Consider the following 17,097-nt stretch of genomic DNA (forward strand, 5'->3'; position numbering starts at 1 on the left):
TTGCTCCTGGCAGTCATCTCCAGCCGTGAGCAAAATCGCCGCTGCACCTTTTCAATCGGTAAAGATTGCGCCCTTTGTTACAAGATAAGACGCGATGCAGCGGACATGGTTAACAAGCGGTCATCAAAACGGAGGCGCTTATGCCTCCGCATCACCTTTCACGACGCCAACAAATGGCAGTTCGCGGAACGCATAAGCCACGTCCATGCCGTAACCAACGACGAAATAATCGGGGCATTCGAAGCCGACATAATCAGCCTCGAGGTTTTCCTTGCGCTTGACCTTCTTGTCGAGAAGAACGGCGATGGTCACGTTGCGGGCGCCACGCTCATAAAGCAGTTCCTTGGCGAACAGCAGCGTGCGGCCAGATTCGAGAATGTCATCGATCAGCAGAACGTCGCGGTCCTTCACATCGCTGTCGATGTCTTTGACGATCCGTACGCCCTGCGAAACCGTGCCAGCACCGTAGCTCGACAGGGTAATGAACTCGACTTCAGGCGCAAGACCGCTATCATGCAGCGAGCGAATGAGATCGGCAGCGAAAATGAACGAGCCTTTGAGAACCGCGATGACCAGCAGGTCTTTGGTTGGACCCGAAGCGATGCGCTGCGCCATATCCCGGTTACGCTCGGCGATTTGTTCCGCCGTATAAAGCGGCTCGATGATCTTTCCACGAACGACGGGCAATGCAATCTCCTTGACTGACTGTCGGGCAGACCTTGACCTACCCGTTCAACGAAAGGAAATCCGCTACCACAATCACGAACCGGAAACACCCGTTTCCATGAAGGAAAGCTTCACACGTGGCGTTTTTCCACCGGGATGGCGCAATTTTGTCGTGAATCCGTGGCTTTGACGCCCCAGAATTTCGCTAACCGGTGCTTCGATGACAATACTGGCAACCAATTGGCCATTTTCGGACAGAAGATCAGCACGGATATCTGGAACCGCCACCACATCGCCGCCATGGTTCTCGACAATACCGTTGATGGACAGCACTTCCATGCCATCTGCATCCTGTGGTGTGACGGTTACATGGGAAAGCCCAAGCGGATTCACCTGTTCCTGCGCAGCAGACGGGGTGCCCGAAACGAGTGTGAAACCACCGGAGACGCCGAAGACCACGATGACAGAAAGCGCCACCAATGCTGAATAAGCATCGACAGACAATTTGCCGAGGCGTCTTTCTACGCGCTGCATCACGCCGGAGACCGGACGAGACGGCATCACACGCTGTTGATAACGACGTTGCCGATTGTCATTGCCATAGCCGCGTGCCGGTGTTTCCTTTACCGTCACAAATTCGGCATCGACCACATCGTTTGCTGGCGTGCCGGAACGGGGCGCTTTTCGCGCCGGATGTTCAGGCAGGAGAAGATCGAAATCGAATGTGTCATGACGACGCGACGAACGGAACATACCCATGGAATTTCCTCTATGGTTTTCCGCCCTTTGAAAACTGGGCATTGAAACAAATACTCACCAAACGTAAATTTAAATGGTTAATGCTTCGCAAACATCGGGTCATCGCAGACACCGCACCACGGGCATGAAACCATGCAGCGACCTGAAACGTTCCATGCAAAATTGCCGTTGTGAAAGAGAAAGACTGGAAGTCCGTTGATCCATTTCGAAAATGTCGGGTTACGCTATGGTATGGGCCCAGAAATCCTCAGGGACATGACCTTCGATATTCCCAAAGGATCATTCCAGTTTCTGACCGGCCCTTCCGGTGCTGGCAAAACCACTCTTCTACGGCTTTTGTTTATGTCACTGCAGCCAACCCGCGGCATGATCCGCATGTTTGATCGTGACATTTCCCGCATTCCCCGCGCAGAACTTCCACTTTTGCGCCGCCGTGTTGGTATCGTCTTTCAGGATTTTCGCCTGCTTGAGCATTTGACGACCTATGAAAATGTCGCACTGCCGCTGCGAGTGCGCGGCAAGGACGAAAGCTCCTATCGTTCCGATGTGATTGAGCTTCTCAAATGGGTGGGACTTGGCGAACGCATCAACGTGTTGCCACCCATTCTATCCGGCGGTGAAAAACAACGTGCAGCAATTGCCCGTGCCCTGATGGATCAGCCGGAAATTCTGCTGGCCGATGAACCGACCGGCAACGTCGACCCTCCCATGGCAAAACGGCTTCTCAACCTTTTTCTCGAATTGAACCGGCTGGGAACCGCCGTTGTTATCGCAACGCATGATTTTGCATTGATGGATCAGATCGACGCACGCCGCATGATCCTTACCGAAGGGCGGCTCGATATCTATGAATGAGATCAACCGCCAACAGCTTTCACCGCAACAGAACCGCAAGCAGCGGTCTGCCATGCGCATCCGTCCGATGGGCCCGATCCTGCCCCCGTCCAATATTCAGGGCAATGCACTGATCGTCGTTATCGCCATCATGGCATTTCTGGCCTGTCTGACGCTGGGTGCTGTCAGCATGATCCGCGCAACGGCATCATCCTGGCAAAGCCAGATTTCCCGTGAGATTACCATCCAGATAAAGCCTGAGGACGGTCTGGACATGGCCGCCGCGCTGAGCAAGGCGCGCAACCTTGCTCTCACCTTCGTCGGCACCCGCGAAGGCACCATTCTCGATGACGCGGCCACAGCTCGCCTGCTCGAACCCTGGCTCGGTTCGGGCCTTGATCTCAATGAACTGCCTGTGCCACGCCTCATTGTCGTTACCATTGACGAAAACAATCCACCTGACTTTCAGGCCATGCGTGACTTGCTGAAAACCGAAGTGCCGCAAGCCTTTCTCGATGACCACCGCACATGGGTAGACCGTCTGGTGTCTATGGCGCGAACAACCGTGATGATCGGCATCAGCGTGCTGGGTCTGGTTTTCATTGCTATGGTGCTGACTGTGGTCTTTGCAACACGCGGCGCACTTGCCGGCAACAGACACATCGTGGAAGTTTTGCATTTCGTCGGTGCGGAAAGCAAATTCGTTGCGCATGAATTTCAGAAACACTTTCTCAAGATCAGCTTCAAAGGTTCAGCCGCTGGCGGATTGCTCGCCTCAGCGGTGTTTCTGCTGGCGGGCTTTTGGCAATCACGCTCGATAGCCACTCCGCAAAGCGATCAGGCAACAGCACTGTTCGGCACGTTTTCGGTTGGCTGGACCGGTTACCTCGGCATCTTCGGCACGATGATCTTCATCGCGCTGCTCACCACCCTGACGGCAAGGATGACCGTCATTCGCACGATTGACGATATTGACCAGATGCGTTCTGACGCTTCCCGCACTGATGGAATTCCTCCGGGCTGATATTGATTGGCGTGGAAATGCCTGTTCCTTGCCTCAATCTGCCATTATTGATTAGACATGCTGATGAGTCGGTCGCAACGCAACGATGAGACAAATATCTCACGGGAAAGCAGATCTGGAAAGGATTTGCTTTCGCGGCGTGGACCATTGCGCCGCACGGCGCGTTATCTGATCCTCATTATCCTCATCATCGCAGCCGTTGTTTTTGCCGGTTTCCTGCGCTTTGCCGATGCGGTTGCGACCATGCGACCGCCAGAAGATATCAAGGCAGATGCGATTATCGTATTAACCGGTGGCTACCAGCGGATCGATCAGGCCGTCGAACTTTTGCGCTCCGGTGCTGGTACGCGTCTGTTGATTTCCGGCGCCAATCCTTCGACCAGCCGCGCCCAGATCCGCAAGATGACACAAAGCTCGAGCGATCTGTTTTCCTGTTGCGTTGATGTTGGTTATGACGCTATCGACACCATTGGTAACGCCAATGAAGCGGCGCGCTGGATTACCGATCACGACTATACGAGCGTTCTGGTGGTGACGAACAATTACCACATGCACCGCAGCCTCTATGAACTGCGCCGCGCAAGCCCAAAGACCGAATTTGTCGCCTACCCGGTTGTCAGTTCGGACCTGACCCGAAAGAACTGGTTCGCCGACCCGGATGTGTTGCGCACCCTGCTCTATGAATATGCAAAATATGTTGGTGCAGCCGCCCGTGATATGGTTGGCATGGGCAAAAGCAATGGCCTTCGCGGCACGACTGGTACTACAGAATTAAAGTAAAGTGGTGCACACTCGAGGTTACCAATGACATTCTATGAGCAAATACAGTCGATAAGCCTCATTCTTGAATGAACCATCTGCGGGACCCCAAGTTATACTAAAATGTCAAACGGACTTGCCGTAACTGCGCCTTTTCGTGTAGGCGTGCGGTAATTGCACCCGATATTGTGGTTTCGAAATATCTCCCCTCGAAACAGCGGATGTGCCCGGAGAGTTGCCCTTTATGCTCAAGCTGCGTTCCGCACTGTTCAACACCCTGTTTTATGCCAATCTCATCCTCAGGATGGTCGTGCTGACGCCGATCTATTTCATCCTGCCACGCAAGATCGCCTATGAGATTCCCAAGAACTGGGCCCGTTCCAGCCATTGGCTGATGAAAAACATTGTCGGAACTACCTTCGAGATCGAAGGTCTGGAAAACATCCCGACCACTGGCTGCATTTTTGCGCCCAAGCACCAGTCCTTCTGGGACACCTATGCATTGCTGCCAAACCTCAATGATCCGGTTTACATCCTCAAGCGTGAACTGCTTTGGATACCGCTGTTTGGCTGGTACGCGATGAAGCAGCGCATGATCCCGGTCAACCGTGCCGCACGCGGCAAGGTTATGTTGAAGGTGATGGAACGCGCCAAGCAGGAAATGGCGAAAGGCCGTGAGCTTATCATTTACCCTGAAGGTACACGCCGCCCGCCCGGTGCTGAGCCACAGTACCGTTACGGCATCGCCCGCCTTTATCGTGATCTCAATGTTCCGGTCGTTCCCGTTGCCATGCATCCAGGCCTGTTCTGGCCACGCCGTTCGACCATGCGTTATCCCGGCCACTTCAAGGTGCGCATTCTGCCGCCGATTGAACCGGGTCTAGATCCGGATGCGTTTTTCAAAAAGCTGATACAGGTCACCGAACAGGCAAGCGACGAGTTGCTGGTCGAAACGGCAACCAATAATCCGAACCTTCCCTTGCCGCCAACCGCCATCAAGCGTCTGGAAGAAATCAAGGCGATGAAAAATCAAGACGGCTGAAGGTCGCTTCCAAACCTTTCACAGCAGGTTAGCGACCCGTCTTGCCTTTAGCACTTCCATGACAGGAACGTTTGTTACAAAATTGTGTACTAGTCACGGTTTTGCCGCTTATGACCGTTCTCATTGTGGTTGTCGCCCTGCGCTGCTGCATCCATAAGAGTGGATTACCGTTCGGGCGACGAATCGCCCAAACGACTCCGGGAGAGACGACGTCTATATGATTGCAATGAAACAGATGAGGTGGGGCGGAGCGGCCTTGCTGGCCTTAAGCTTCGCATGCGCTGGAATATTACCCGCATGGACTGGCTATGAAAATGGCCCGATTGAGAATGCGCAGGTTTTGATATTGCTGGGTGGCGCAGTCATGGCAATGGTTTTCGCCGCAGATGAACAATCAACGCTGCGATGGTTCTGGTTGGCCGTCTTTCCTGTTTGGATCGTTATGGCGCTGCGCGAATTGAGTTGGGGTGGCGTCTTCATGCCGGCCCTGTCCGTCAGTGAACACGGACCATATTTCTCATCCTCTCAGCTTTGGTATAGATCTTACATCGTACCAATGCTGGTGGCAGTGAGCCTTCTGGTTGGCGTGCTTTTTATCAAGGCCAACGGCCCGCATATTCTGAAGTACCTAGTCACTACGCGGCAACTTCCCTACGCTGATATTGTCCTTGTTATTCTCGCAATGATCATTTCAGCCGGCGCCGAGGGGCATATGGGCCTGAATTTCGGTGATTGGGGTCACATGCTGGTTCTGGAGGAGATGTCAGAAACGGCGGCTTATGTTTTCCTGCTCTCCGCCCAGGCACGGGTGAGGCTGGCGCTTCGGCACTACAGCCCCAACTAATCCCAATACGGCGACAAATGGGAGGAGATAGCGGCTTAACCGCCGCTCTGCTCTAGGCCAGATGCAACATTTTCCAGCCAAGGATCACGAATACCGATATCCGCCAGATGCTGGATTGTGTTGACCACGTAATCAGTGTTGGGGCCAGACCGACCAACACTTGATCTCACGATCCGGGCGGCATCTTCAGCGCTCAGGCCACCGGCATATTGTTCGTGCAGCGGGTCGGCCACATAGGTCACGGCACTGACCTTATGCCCGGCCGCCAAGCTAACCGGGACAATACGTTCTTTATAAACATTGGTGACAAGTTCGCGCTCGCGCAGGTAGCCGATAACCTCGCCATGATTGCTTCCCTTGACACGAAAAGCCACTCCACGGCAGGAGCCACCACGGTCCAACCCCAGAACAAGACCAGGTTTTTCCAATGTGCCACGATAAACGCTGGACCATATGCACAGAGAGCGTCTGTAACCATGCAAACGGGCCGTCTGACGTTCCTCAAACGCAAAACCCGGGTTCCACATTAAGGAGCCGTAGCCAAATACCCAAAAATCGTCCATATCGCACGCCAGATCATTATTATGTTTCGTCGCCAGCCTTGGAGAACATCATGGCAGCATCAAGCCAATCGACAAGCAACAAAAAATTTCTCTTGCTCGGTTCGGGCATTGTGCTGGCAATCGCTGTTTATACCGGCGGCTGGTTCTATGCCGCATCGGCCTTGCGTGAAACGGTCTTGAAAACCATCAGCCCGGCCGGTGGCAAGGAAATCACAGGCGAGTGCGTGGACATGGATTTCCGCGGTTATCCATTCCGCATCGGTCTGTTCTGCTCCAAGGTGAATGTCGATGACAGCACCAACGGCATTTCTGCTTCGTTCGGCTCGCTGCGGTCGGCAGCGCAGGTCTATGCCCCCAATCACATCGTCATGGAACTAGACTCCCCGGCGGAAATCCGCACGGCCCACGGCCTGTCGATCAATGCCGCATGGGAAAACCTGCAATCCAGCCTGATTGCCAAGTTGAAGGGTGTTGATCGTACCTCAACCGTTATCGACGGGTTGAAGGCCACAGCGGTCTCTTCCGTTAGCGGCCAGACAATCAACTTTAATGCCGGGCACACGGAAATTCACCTGCGACAAAACAATGCCGATCTTGATGCCGCCATTTCCATGACCGATTCGGCAACCGTGATTGAAGGCTGGCCGCAGGTGCTGCCACGCCTTTCCACCAATCTGGATGTCACGCTTGTCGGCAAGGCCGGTATGATTGATGGCAGCGACGAAGCAGGGCTTTATGGCGCAACCGGCGAACTCCGTCAGGCCGTTGCCGATATCGGTGAAGGCCGCACCATGACGCTGACCGGCCCGTTTTCTTTCGATGAAAGCGGTTATCTCTCGGGCAAGTTCAAGCTGGAAGTGCAGCAGCTCGGTGAATGGGGCAACAGCGCCAAGGAAGTGTTTCCGCAGCTGGCACCGACCATAGACAGCGCCACTAAGCTACTGCGTGCGCTTGCAGGCGGCAGCCAGCGTGTATCGGTCGATCTGGTGGTGGATCGTGGCCGCGCGACCGTAAGTGGCTTTATTCCTTTGGGAAATATACCGCCGATCTGAACCGGCGGCACGGTTTTCCAAACTACTTCTTGTCGAGGATATGCCGGCCGAAATCCGGCGTATCCACATCCTGCCCCGCCTGAACGATAGAACGGCGGATGGCACGTGTGCGGGTAAACAGCTCAAACAGCTTGTCGCCCTCACCCCAGCGAATGGCGCGCTGCAAATAGGCCAGATCTTCAGAAAACCGTGACAGCATTTCAAGGATGGCATCCTTGTTGTGCAGGCAGATATCCCGCCACATGGTTGGGTCGGACGCGGCAAGACGCGTAAAGTCACGGAAACCCGATGCGGAATATTTGATGACTTCCGATTCCGTCACCGTCTCCAGATCGTCGGCCGTGCCAACAATATTGTAGGCGATGATGTGCGGAAGATGCGAAACGATAGCCAGCACTTTATCATGGTGCTCGGGCGTCATTTCATCGACCATTGAGCCGAGTGTCTTCCAGAAGGTCTTCAACTTTTCCAGCGCCTGCTGATCGGTGCCTTCAAGCGGCGTGAAGATGCACCAGCGGCTGCGGAACAGTCCCGCAAAACCGGCATCTGGGCCGGACTTTTCCGTACCGGCCAGCGGGTGGCCAGGAATGAAATGAACGCCCTGTGGCATATGCGGCTGCATCTGAGCGATAACCGATGCCTTGGTCGAGCCCACGTCGGTAACGATCGCACCGGGTTTCAGATGCGACGCAATCTCGATCGCCACGCGTTCGGAAGCACCAACAGGCACCGACACGATCACCAGATCGGCATTCTTGACGGCCTCGGCCGCCGAAATTGTATAATGCGTGCCGAGTTGCAGTTCTTCCGCACGCTTCAGCGTCTCGGCACTGCGGGTCGACACTACAACATCGTTGGCGATGGACAGTTCCTTGATATCGCGTGCGATGGACGAACCGATAAGACCGATACCGATCAGGGCAATTCTCTCAAAATGAACATCGCTCATGCGCTGCGTCCCATAAATTCTTTCAAGGCGGATATAACGCCAAGATTGGCCTCTTCCGAACCCACGGTCATGCGCAGCGCATTGGGGAAGCCATAACCCCGCACAGCGCGCAGGATGAAGCCGCGGCTGGTCAGAAAATCATCAGCATCCGTTGCCCGTTTGCCGTCAACGTCAGGGAAATGCACCAGAACGAAGTTGGTGACGGATGGCGTGACAGTCAGGCCAAGGTCGGCAAACTCCTGCGCCAGACGCTCCAGCCAGATTTTGTTGTGCGCCACGGCCTTTTCAACAAAAGCCTGGTCACGAATGGCAGCGGCACCGGCAGCGAGCGCAGGTGCGCTCATATTGAACGGACCGCGCACGCGGTTTACCGCATCAACAACGTCAACCGGTGCATACATCCAGCCAACACGAAGTGCAGCAAGACCGTAAACCTTGGAGAAGGTGCGGGTCATCACCACATTGCGGTTGGACGACACCAGTTCAAGCCCGGCCTCATAATCATTGCGGCGAACATACTCGGCATAGGCCGCATCAAGAACCAGCAGGACATGTTTTGGCAGGCTCGCCTGCAGGCGGCGAATTTCCGCAACTGGAACGTAAGTGCCGGTCGGATTGCCGGGATTGGCGATGAACACCATTTTTGTCTTTGGTGTCACAGCTGCCAAAATCGCATCGACATCAACTGTGCAGTCACGCTCTTTCACTGTCACCGGCGTTGCGCCAGCACCCATGATCTGAATGCGATACACAAGAAAGCCGTGCTCGGTGATGATGGCTTCATCACCAGCACCCAGATACACATGGCACAGCAGACCCAGCAGCTCATCGGAACCATTGCCGCACAGGATGTTGGCAAAGTTCAAACCATGAATATCGGCAATCGACTGCCGCAAAACAGTAGCCTGACCGTCCGGATAGATTTCAAGATGGCTGGCAGCCGTGCGAAAAGCTTCAATCGCTTTGGGGCTTGGACCAAGCGGCGTTTCGTTGGACGAAAGCTTATACACCTTGGCGACACCCGGCGCATGTTCCTTACCCGGAACATAAGCAGCAATGTCCAGAATGCCCGGACGTGGAACGGGTTGGCTCAGCTCTTCATGCATGGAAACGACCTTTAGAAAAACGCCTGCTCAAACGGCATGGTGAATACCGGAAATTACAGCACCCAATCCGCGATTGCTCCCATCGCAATAAGGAACGCCATAACCTATTGAATGCCGATTGCTCCTAGACCGGAACGCAGGATTTGTCGAGGGTTAGGCCGTGTTGACTGGTCGTGTTTGGGCCTTTGCATGGAAGGAAATGGCGCAAGCCTCAGCAGCGCGGCCGAACGTCACGCCAATATCTCGTCAGCTTCGCGACACTAACCTGGAGATTTTCACCGATCTCAGCGCCGTTTTGCCTCGCGCGACCGCGTGCGGGTGGTCGGTATTCCCTGCGGCGCCAGCACCGGCACGAACACGCGGCGCGAGGCGCGCTGTGAAACCGGCAGGCCCTGATAAAGGCGCTTCTGCGCTTCCACGATAATCACGCCGGAAAACACCGGCCACAGCTTGCGGCCAATGGTTTCAAAATAGCGCCGCAGCTTGAGAATGAATTTGAGCTTAGAGGGCGGGAACAGAAGCGCTTCCGTCGACACACCCGGCGTAAAGTTTGCCTCGCGCAGCAGCGTCGTCAGCTGTCCGCGTGAATAGGGTCTGCCCGAGCCGAACGGTGTGTGCTCCATACGCGCCCAGACGCCGCGACGATTAGGAACAACGATCACCAGCCGTCCACCGGGGGCCAGCACACGCCAAAGCTCGGTCAGGGTTTCGCGCGGATTTTCGGCAAACTCCAGAGAATGCACCAACAACACACGATCAATCGACGCGTCCGGTAGCGGCAATTCTTCGTCAAACACCAAAGCAGTGGAAGACAGCTCTCCGGCGGGCCAATTCACCGCGCCCTGCCCGGCAGGCATGAAAGCAAAGGTCCGCTCGGTATCGGCACGATAACGATCGAGATAGGGTACGGCGTAACCCAGCCCCAGCAGGCGTTCCTCCGGCAGCGGCGGCCACATGGTGGAAAGCGCCATCACGATGGATTGCTCAGCCAGCCTTCCCAGTGTGGAATGATAAAATTCGCGCAGATCGACAATATCGGTGTTCATAGCCAGAATGTAGCAGCAGCCGGTTGGACTTCAAGGACAATGCACTTACATGAAAGAACGCACAACCGTAAGCCAAGGAGGAGCCTGCCATGAAACCTTTGGAAATAGAAACCTTCCTGTGCCGCAGTGATAATTTCGGCGTGTTGTTGCACGACCCGGTATCAGGTGAGACGGCTTCCATCGATGCACCGGAGGAGCAGCCGATCATCGAGGCGGCAAAGCGCCGTGGCTGGACGCTCACGCATATTTTCACCACCCATCACCACCACGACCATGTCGATGCCAATCTGGCGCTGAAAGAAAAGTTTGGCTGCACCATTCTCGGGCCTCACGGCGAAGCAGTTGCGATTCCCGGCCTGGACAAAACGGTGATGGACGGCGACGAATTCGATTTTGCCGGCCGCAGCATTAAGGTGATCGAAACACCCGGCCACACCGCTGGGCACGTTTGTTATTACATTCCCGATGACAACTTGCTGTTTGCCGCCGATACCCTGTTTGCGATGGGGTGTGGCCGCCTTTTCGAGCGTCCGGCAGCCGATATGTGGCACTCCTTCCAGAAACTGATGGCCCTGCCAGATGAAACCAAAGTTTATTTCGGTCACGAATATACCGTTTCCAATGCCCGTTTCGCCGTGACGGTCGACCTTGAAAACCCAGGACTGAAAACGCGTGCCGCCGAAGTATCCGCCCTGCGCGACGCCGGAAAATTTACGATCCCCACAACGATCGGCCTTGAGAAACAGACCAACCCTTATATGCGTGTTGGCGATGCGGCGATACGCCAACACCTTGGCATGGTCGATGCCAGTGATGAGGACGTATTTGCAGAAATCCGCACGCGGAAGGATAATTTTTGATGACAGCGCAGGCCATCATCAGGGAGCTTGAATTGCAACGCCATCCGGAAGGTGGCTGGTATCGCCAGACCTTTCGCGACACGCAGGGTAGCCAGCGCGGCCACTCAACGGCCATTTATTATCTACTGGAAGCCGGTGAACGTTCCCACTGGCACCGGGTAACCGATGCGGTGGAGGTCTGGCACCATTATGCTGGCGCACCGCTGAAATTGCATATTTCGGAAAATGGCACGGATAGCACCACCATCAATCTCGGCCCGGACGTTCTGGCGGGCGAACGGCCGCAGGGGCTTGTTCCGGCGGGCTGGTGGCAATCTGCAGAAACCACGGGAGAGTTTACCCTCGTTGGCTGCACGGTGTCGCCGGGCTTCGAGTTTTCCAGCTTTGAAATGGCTGCACCGGACTGGCAACCAGAAAACGCCTGAGGCAGTCAGGTCAAACCGTCAGCCGCCATATTTGGTCGCCGTTATATAAACGGGGCCAACCTTGGTCGGAATGCGTGCGTAGACCGGCGCGTAGAGATCCATGTTTTCGGCCTTTGCAAACCAGACTTCCATGGAGATGGATTTCAGGTACTCGATATCGGCGCGTCCCTCACGATAGCCTGATTTCGGCACATAACGAAGGGTGCAAACGATAGCATCACCACTAAAGCCGGTCGTCGAAAACGGCCGTGTGCCCTTCGAACTCAACACCAGATCCATGCGGGATTCACCGTCATAGATCGGCAGGCGACTGGGGCATACGCGACCACCGGCAGGAATGATCAGACCGGAAATCGGATCGAGAACAGAACGCAGGTCTCTGTCACGCACCTCCACCCAATTTTTAGGTTTGGTCTTCGGTTCAGGTCGCACAACCGTCGCTGTCACGTTGCCGTTGCGATAACGCACCTCATAGGTTCGGGTGCGTTTGCCATCCTTGTAAACCAGCGTGTACTGGTTTGCGAGCATACGGTTGCCACGCTTGATGCCGGATACCGCGGTACGACCGGAAATGTCCTTGATGACGCTGGCTATGCCAGCGGCGTTAAACGACCCGGTGATCGAATAATTGCCATCGGTCATCTTGGTCGAGAACGAAGCCTTGGCAATCGGCAGAATTCCAAGGTTAATGCTGTACTCGCTTTTGTGATATGTATCGGCAGCCTGCGACACGCCAAATGACGCCAGCAAGAAAGCAGTGGCCTGTAGATATTTCCGTCCGATGGCTATCATTCTCGCCTACCTTTGGCCCCGCAACCGTTTCGGACTGCATCATATAGCTGCACTTGTGGCAATAAAATAGCAGTGAATGGCGGGAAAACTCGGAAATTCCGCCTCAAAGCCAATGAGCGGCTTGACTGCGCCGCCCCACCTGACTATAGAACCGCAACTTTCCAATCATGGCCAATTGGATTGCCTTCCGGTTTTTGCCGGGAAGCTGGTTCAAAAGGCAAACACAAGAATAGGTGTACCCATGTCCCGTGTATGCGAATTGACCGGCAAGGGCGTCCAGACAGGCAACAACGTCAGCCACGCCAACAACAAGACCAAGCGCCGCTTTTTGCCAAACCTCTGCAGCGTTACGCTGATTTCTGATGCTCTTGGCCAGCGTTTCAGCCTGCGCGTATCCGCTGCAGCGCTGCGTACGGTTGAACACCGTGGCGGTCTCGACGCTTTCCTTCTCAAGGCAAGCGAAAACGAACTGAGCATGCGCGCTCGTCTGCTGCGTCGCCAGATCGCAAAGAAGACTGCTGAAGCAGCCTGATCTGCCCAAGCAAGAAATGCAAAGGCTTGATGGGCATCGCTCATCAAGCCTTTTTTATTGAATAAACATTGTTATCCCTCCAACTGGTGGCATCACCCAGGATAAAAAAATGCCCTACCTGCGTTACACATTTATCTATGTCGTCCTTATGACGCTCGTCGTCGTGGCTTCGAACATCCTCGTTCAGTACCCGCTCAGCGGCACGCTGTACGGTATCGCCCTTGGCGATCTCCTGACCTGGGGTGCATTCACTTACCCCATCGCTTTCCTGATTACCGACCTCACCAACCGCCAGTTCGGACCATCCATCGCCCGTCGTGTGGTGTTTGCCGGTTTTGTCGTTGGTGTCAGCCTGTCATTTTGGACATCTATTCCACGCATCGCCGTGGCATCGGGCACTGCCTATCTCATTGGCCAGCTTCTGGACATCTCGGTATTCAACCGTCTGCGCCGCCAGAGCTGGTGGCAGGCACCGCTGGCAGGTTCGATTGCTGGCTCCGTGCTCGACACCGCGCTGTTCTTCTCGATATCCTTTGCACCGGCATTCGCCTTCATTGGCCCCAACGATGCCTTTGCAATCGAGAACGCTCCGATCTTCGGTGTAATGGCAGCAGAGGCTCCACGGTGGATCTCCTGGGCACTGGGTGACCTCAGCGTCAAGGTCCTGGTCGGCTTGGTCATGTTGCTGCCCTACGGCGCCCTGATGACCACGCTGAAGCCAATGCCGCCAGCAAAGACTGTATAACCCCATAAAAATAAAGCCCGCTTCTGCGGGCTTTATTCATTCAGGCGAAACTCCAGCATCATATTTCGCTGAAGAAATGAGTGGTTGTCATCAGACACCAGAATGATGTGCGTGGCACCATCTGGCCCGGCGATCACATCCATTCCTTCCATATTGTCGATCTGGCTTTCCATGCCGGCCTCAAAGATCACAGGACCATCGAGAACTGCGCCCGGCTTGATAGTCGCACCTGGAATGCGGCGAATACGAACACCCACACCTTCGGCAAGGTTGAAGCGGCGTTCCAGCAATAGAAGATCACCATCGGGCAAAAACGCACTGTCGGTGACATCAAACGACGGATGGCGCGCAACCGTAAAAAGACCCTTGAGAGGGCCTTCCAGAATGGCTCCGAGAAGATTGCCATCCTCATCGATACTCTTTTCAGCCACCACGACCAACGCCCCTTCCAGGGGCGAATTTGCGGGTGAAAGGCCAATCGCTTCCACACCGCCATTGGCACGCAATTCCCCCGATGGAATAAGATGCGGAATACGTTTGACGGGCCGTGACGTGGCGAAGCCGGGATCGGGATACACATCAATCCGGTGGCGCTGCTCGTAACTGACGATAACCTGCCCATCCCGCAGAACCAGGCCTTCGGCATCCATTTCCATCTTGCGATGTGGTTCGCGCCCTGCGGCATCCAGCATCGGTGTTATTTTAACGCCGGTGACACTGACGAGCTTTCCATCAGCATCGCGTTGGATTTGACCCGTCAGCCAGTGGCCGGTATCGAGAACCGCTACAAAATTGCGTCCATCCGGACGGAAACGTATGCTGGACATAGCGCCGAACAGCGGTTCGCGCGAGCTGAGCACCAGTCCGCCGACATATTCGAGCTTTCCGAAACGGGTCTCCTTGCCGCTGACCTTGAAGCCCTGCAACACCCGTGCACTGACAGGCGCGTCAACACTGTTTGCAGCAAAAACCGGCAGCGGCATGGATAATGCGACACTGGCGACTAGCGCCGCCAGGACGCCAGTCAGAGATGCCGTATTTTTTGTCTTGCTGTCGGTATAATACGTGCGCTGCTTATCCCGCACGGCGCGCTCGTCCGGAAGCCTTTGTCGTGCCCTGCTCCTCAAACAGAGAGGCAAGCTGTTCCGTCATCGCACCAGCAAGTTCATCCGCATCCACAATCGTCACCGCGCGGCGGTAATAACGTGTCACATCGTGACCGATACCAATGGCCAGCAACTCGACCGGCGACCGTGTCTCAATCTGCTCGATAACAGCGCGCAGATGCCGCTCGAGATAATTGCCCGGATTGACCGACAATGTTGAATCGTCGACCGGCGCACCATCGGAAATCATCATCATGATCTTGCGCTGCTCAGGACGGCCGATCAGACGGTTATGCGCCCACATCAGCGCTTCGCCATCGATGTTTTCCTTCAGCAGGCCTTCACGCATCATCAGACCGAGATTGCGGCGTGAACGCCGCCATGGCGCATCGGCGCTCTTGTAGATGATGTGACGCAGATCGTTGAGACGACCCGGCGACGCGGGTTTGCCATTCGCAAGCCATTGCTCGCGCGACTGGCCGCCCTTCCAGGCCTTGGTGGTGAAACCGAGGATTTCGACCTTGACGCCAGAACGTTCCAGCGTCCGTGCCAGAATGTCGGCGCAGGTCGCAGCAACCGTAATCGGACGCCCCCGCATCGAACCGGAATTGTCGATGACAAGCGACACGACCGTGTCGCGGAACTTGGTGTCGCGTTCCTTTTTGAAGGACAATGGTTGCATCGGATCAATGATCAGACGCACCAGCCTTGCAGGGTCGAGGTAACCTTCTTCGAGATCAAAATCCCAGGAGCGGTTCTGCTGCGCCATCAGGCGGCGCTGCAAGCGGTTTGCGAGACGTCCGACAGCACCCTGCAAATGGGCAAGCTGTTTGTCGAGGAATGCGCGCAGCCGATCCAGTTCAGCCTCCTCGCACAGTTCTTCGGCAGGAATTTCTTCATCGAACTCCTGCGTGAAGATACGGTAGTCGACTTTCTCATTAAAATCGTCAAACGGACTGTTGGGGCGACGTGTTTCACCCGGCGTTTCGGAGTCGTCTTCGAGATCGTCGGACATTTCGTCCTCCGACATCTCGGCGCCATCCATCTCGCCTTCTTCCATTTCTTCCTGTGAGGCTTCACTGTCCTCGGCAGGGGCTGCATCAGAACCGGCTTCTTCTTCTACCTGCTCTTCTTCTGTCTCGTTGCTGCGTGGCTGATCTTCATCGCTCTGAGCTTCCTGATCATCTGCCTCATTATCAACATCGCCAAGATCTTCCGCCATCTGCATCGAGGTCAGCATATGACGCACGAGCTTTGCGAAAGCCTTCTGATCGTGAATGGCCGAACCAAGATTATCGAGATCGACAGAGGCCTTTTCTTCAATGAAAGGACGCCACAGATCCAGAACCTTGCCTGCACTTGCCGGCGGTTTTTCACCGGTCAGACGTTCACGCACCAGCAAGGCCACAGCCTCGGCAATGGGTGCGTCATCCTGTTTCTCAATCGTCGAGAAATTAGCTTTAGAATATTTCTCCGTATTCATGCTGCGAATGTTGGAGGCAACACCCGGCATGCGCAGCGAACCGATGGATTCGACACGCGCCTGTTCCACAGCATCAAAAATGACGCGCGCATCTGCACCCTGCGGTGCGAGGTTTGCGTGAATATCATTGTCGTGGCAGGCCAGTCGCAACGCCATGGAATCGCCAAGACCACGCGTGATGGCAATTTCCTGTGCCGTCGGCTTTTTGGAGATTTCCGGAAGACGCATACGTTCGCCAGCAAGACCCGGACGCTCATTGGCGAACACGACCTCAACCTGCGCACTGCCGGCCACGGACCGCACACTGCCGGCAATGGCATTGCGCAACGGCTCCGTATCGATCACCGTACCGCTTTTCGCTCTGGAATTATCGCCACGCATTGCCATGCTATTACCCATTCACCTGAGAAGCCCCGCCCCCCGCACGCCGTGACAGCAAAACCGTCACACAGTTTCACGTGGCATGCCATAAGGGGCGTAAAGCATTCTCATCCCTTGATAATCCGAATG

At 55.2% G+C, this 17,097-nt stretch carries 19 protein-coding genes; 10 read left to right on the forward strand and 9 right to left on the reverse strand.

Annotation, left to right across the window (positions count from 1 at the left end):
• Nucleotides 1-138: 138 nt before the first annotated feature.
• Both hpt and IB237_RS25385 read right to left on the reverse strand, forming a co-directional pair.
• Nucleotides 139-687, reverse strand: coding sequence for a hypoxanthine phosphoribosyltransferase (gene hpt / locus IB237_RS25380; RefSeq protein WP_192491528.1), 549 nt, complete (start codon nucleotides 685-687; stop codon nucleotides 139-141).
• Nucleotides 688-759: 72 nt separating this feature from the next.
• Entirely contained in the window at nucleotides 760-1,419 is a 660-nt protein-coding gene (locus IB237_RS25385) for a hypothetical protein (protein WP_192491571.1), read from the reverse strand.
• A gap of 201 nt (nucleotides 1,420-1,620) precedes the next feature.
• Here IB237_RS25385 and ftsE point away from each other — a divergent pair, with 201 nt between their 5' ends.
• The 5 genes from ftsE (at nucleotide 1,621) to IB237_RS25410 (ending at nucleotide 5,928) form a co-directional block, all read left to right on the forward strand.
• The gene (gene ftsE, locus IB237_RS25390; RefSeq protein ID WP_192491529.1) at nucleotides 1,621-2,280 is read left to right on the forward strand and encodes a cell division ATP-binding protein FtsE; all 660 of its coding nucleotides are present in this window, start codon (nucleotides 1,621-1,623) and stop codon (nucleotides 2,278-2,280) included.
• On the forward strand, nucleotides 2,273-3,283 hold the full coding sequence (locus IB237_RS25395; protein WP_192491530.1) for an ABC transporter permease: 1,011 nt from the start codon (nucleotides 2,273-2,275) through the stop codon (nucleotides 3,281-3,283). Before ftsE ends, IB237_RS25395 begins: the two co-directional genes overlap by 8 nt.
• A gap of 63 nt (nucleotides 3,284-3,346) precedes the next feature.
• Nucleotides 3,347-4,063 carry a YdcF family protein gene (locus tag IB237_RS25400; RefSeq protein ID WP_371815408.1) on the forward strand — a complete coding sequence of 239 codons (717 nt, stop codon included), beginning with the start codon at nucleotides 3,347-3,349 and terminating at the stop codon, nucleotides 4,061-4,063.
• Between the two features lie 223 nt (nucleotides 4,064-4,286).
• Nucleotides 4,287-5,084: a 1-acyl-sn-glycerol-3-phosphate acyltransferase gene (locus tag IB237_RS25405; RefSeq protein WP_192491532.1), complete on the forward strand. Its 798-nt coding sequence runs from the start codon at nucleotides 4,287-4,289 to the stop codon at nucleotides 5,082-5,084.
• 217 nt (nucleotides 5,085-5,301) lie between these two features.
• Entirely contained in the window at nucleotides 5,302-5,928 is a 627-nt protein-coding gene (locus tag IB237_RS25410; protein WP_192491533.1) for a hypothetical protein, read from the forward strand.
• A 35-nt stretch (nucleotides 5,929-5,963) separates the two neighbouring features.
• Here the strand turns inward: IB237_RS25410 and IB237_RS25415 are convergent, their stop codons facing one another.
• Entirely contained in the window at nucleotides 5,964-6,491 is a 528-nt protein-coding gene (locus tag IB237_RS25415; RefSeq protein WP_192491534.1) for a gamma-glutamylcyclotransferase, read from the reverse strand.
• A 50-nt stretch (nucleotides 6,492-6,541) separates the two neighbouring features.
• Here IB237_RS25415 and IB237_RS25420 point away from each other — a divergent pair, with 50 nt between their 5' ends.
• Nucleotides 6,542-7,543, forward strand: a complete 1,002-nt coding sequence (locus IB237_RS25420) for a DUF2125 domain-containing protein (protein WP_192491535.1) — start codon at nucleotides 6,542-6,544, stop codon at nucleotides 7,541-7,543.
• Nucleotides 7,544-7,565: 22 nt separating this feature from the next.
• Here IB237_RS25420 and IB237_RS25425 read toward each other — a convergent pair whose 3' ends face one another.
• The 3 genes from IB237_RS25425 to IB237_RS25435 form a co-directional block, all read right to left on the reverse strand.
• Nucleotides 7,566-8,492 (reverse strand): prephenate/arogenate dehydrogenase family protein, encoded by a 927-nt coding sequence (locus tag IB237_RS25425; RefSeq protein ID WP_192491536.1) that lies wholly within the window; start codon nucleotides 8,490-8,492, stop codon nucleotides 7,566-7,568.
• Nucleotides 8,489-9,598 carry a histidinol-phosphate transaminase gene (gene hisC / locus IB237_RS25430; RefSeq protein ID WP_192491537.1) on the reverse strand — a complete coding sequence of 370 codons (1,110 nt, stop codon included), beginning with the start codon at nucleotides 9,596-9,598 and terminating at the stop codon, nucleotides 8,489-8,491. The genes IB237_RS25425 and hisC overlap by 4 nt, the downstream gene beginning before the upstream one ends.
• Nucleotides 9,599-9,882: 284 nt before the next feature.
• Nucleotides 9,883-10,644, reverse strand: coding sequence for a class I SAM-dependent methyltransferase (locus tag IB237_RS25435; RefSeq protein WP_192491538.1), 762 nt, complete (start codon nucleotides 10,642-10,644; stop codon nucleotides 9,883-9,885).
• 89 nt (nucleotides 10,645-10,733) lie between these two features.
• On the opposite strand from IB237_RS25435, the gene gloB reads away from it, so the two are divergent.
• Both gloB and IB237_RS25445 read left to right on the forward strand, forming a co-directional pair.
• On the forward strand, nucleotides 10,734-11,504 hold the full coding sequence (gene gloB, locus IB237_RS25440) for a hydroxyacylglutathione hydrolase (protein WP_192491539.1): 771 nt from the start codon (nucleotides 10,734-10,736) through the stop codon (nucleotides 11,502-11,504).
• Nucleotides 11,504-11,929: a cupin domain-containing protein gene (locus IB237_RS25445; protein WP_192491540.1), complete on the forward strand. Its 426-nt coding sequence runs from the start codon at nucleotides 11,504-11,506 to the stop codon at nucleotides 11,927-11,929. Before gloB ends, IB237_RS25445 begins: the two co-directional genes overlap by 1 nt.
• An 18-nt stretch (nucleotides 11,930-11,947) precedes the next feature.
• Here IB237_RS25445 and IB237_RS25450 read toward each other — a convergent pair whose 3' ends face one another.
• Nucleotides 11,948-12,721 carry a DUF3108 domain-containing protein gene (locus tag IB237_RS25450; protein WP_192491541.1) on the reverse strand — a complete coding sequence of 258 codons (774 nt, stop codon included), beginning with the start codon at nucleotides 12,719-12,721 and terminating at the stop codon, nucleotides 11,948-11,950.
• Nucleotides 12,722-12,962: 241 nt separating this feature from the next.
• On the opposite strand from IB237_RS25450, the gene rpmB reads away from it, so the two are divergent.
• Together rpmB and IB237_RS25460 are read left to right on the forward strand one after the other, a co-directional pair.
• Entirely contained in the window at nucleotides 12,963-13,253 is a 291-nt protein-coding gene (gene rpmB, locus IB237_RS25455) for a 50S ribosomal protein L28 (RefSeq protein ID WP_192491542.1), read from the forward strand.
• A 109-nt stretch (nucleotides 13,254-13,362) separates the two neighbouring features.
• Nucleotides 13,363-13,998 carry a VUT family protein gene (locus tag IB237_RS25460; RefSeq protein ID WP_192491543.1) on the forward strand — a complete coding sequence of 212 codons (636 nt, stop codon included), beginning with the start codon at nucleotides 13,363-13,365 and terminating at the stop codon, nucleotides 13,996-13,998.
• A gap of 32 nt (nucleotides 13,999-14,030) precedes the next feature.
• Here IB237_RS25460 and IB237_RS25465 read toward each other — a convergent pair whose 3' ends face one another.
• Both IB237_RS25465 and cobT read right to left on the reverse strand, forming a co-directional pair.
• A complete protein-coding gene (locus IB237_RS25465; protein WP_371815409.1) occupies nucleotides 14,031-15,083 on the reverse strand; it encodes an esterase-like activity of phytase family protein in 1,053 nt (350 codons plus the stop codon).
• Nucleotides 15,073-16,974 (reverse strand): cobaltochelatase subunit CobT, encoded by a 1,902-nt coding sequence (gene cobT, locus IB237_RS25470; RefSeq protein ID WP_192491544.1) that lies wholly within the window; start codon nucleotides 16,972-16,974, stop codon nucleotides 15,073-15,075. The genes IB237_RS25465 and cobT overlap by 11 nt, the downstream gene beginning before the upstream one ends.
• Nucleotides 16,975-17,097 lie beyond the last annotated feature (123 nt).

The sequence above is a fragment of the Agrobacterium sp. AGB01 genome, from assembly GCF_014851585.1.
Taxonomy (GTDB): Bacteria; Pseudomonadota; Alphaproteobacteria; order Rhizobiales; family Rhizobiaceae; genus Agrobacterium.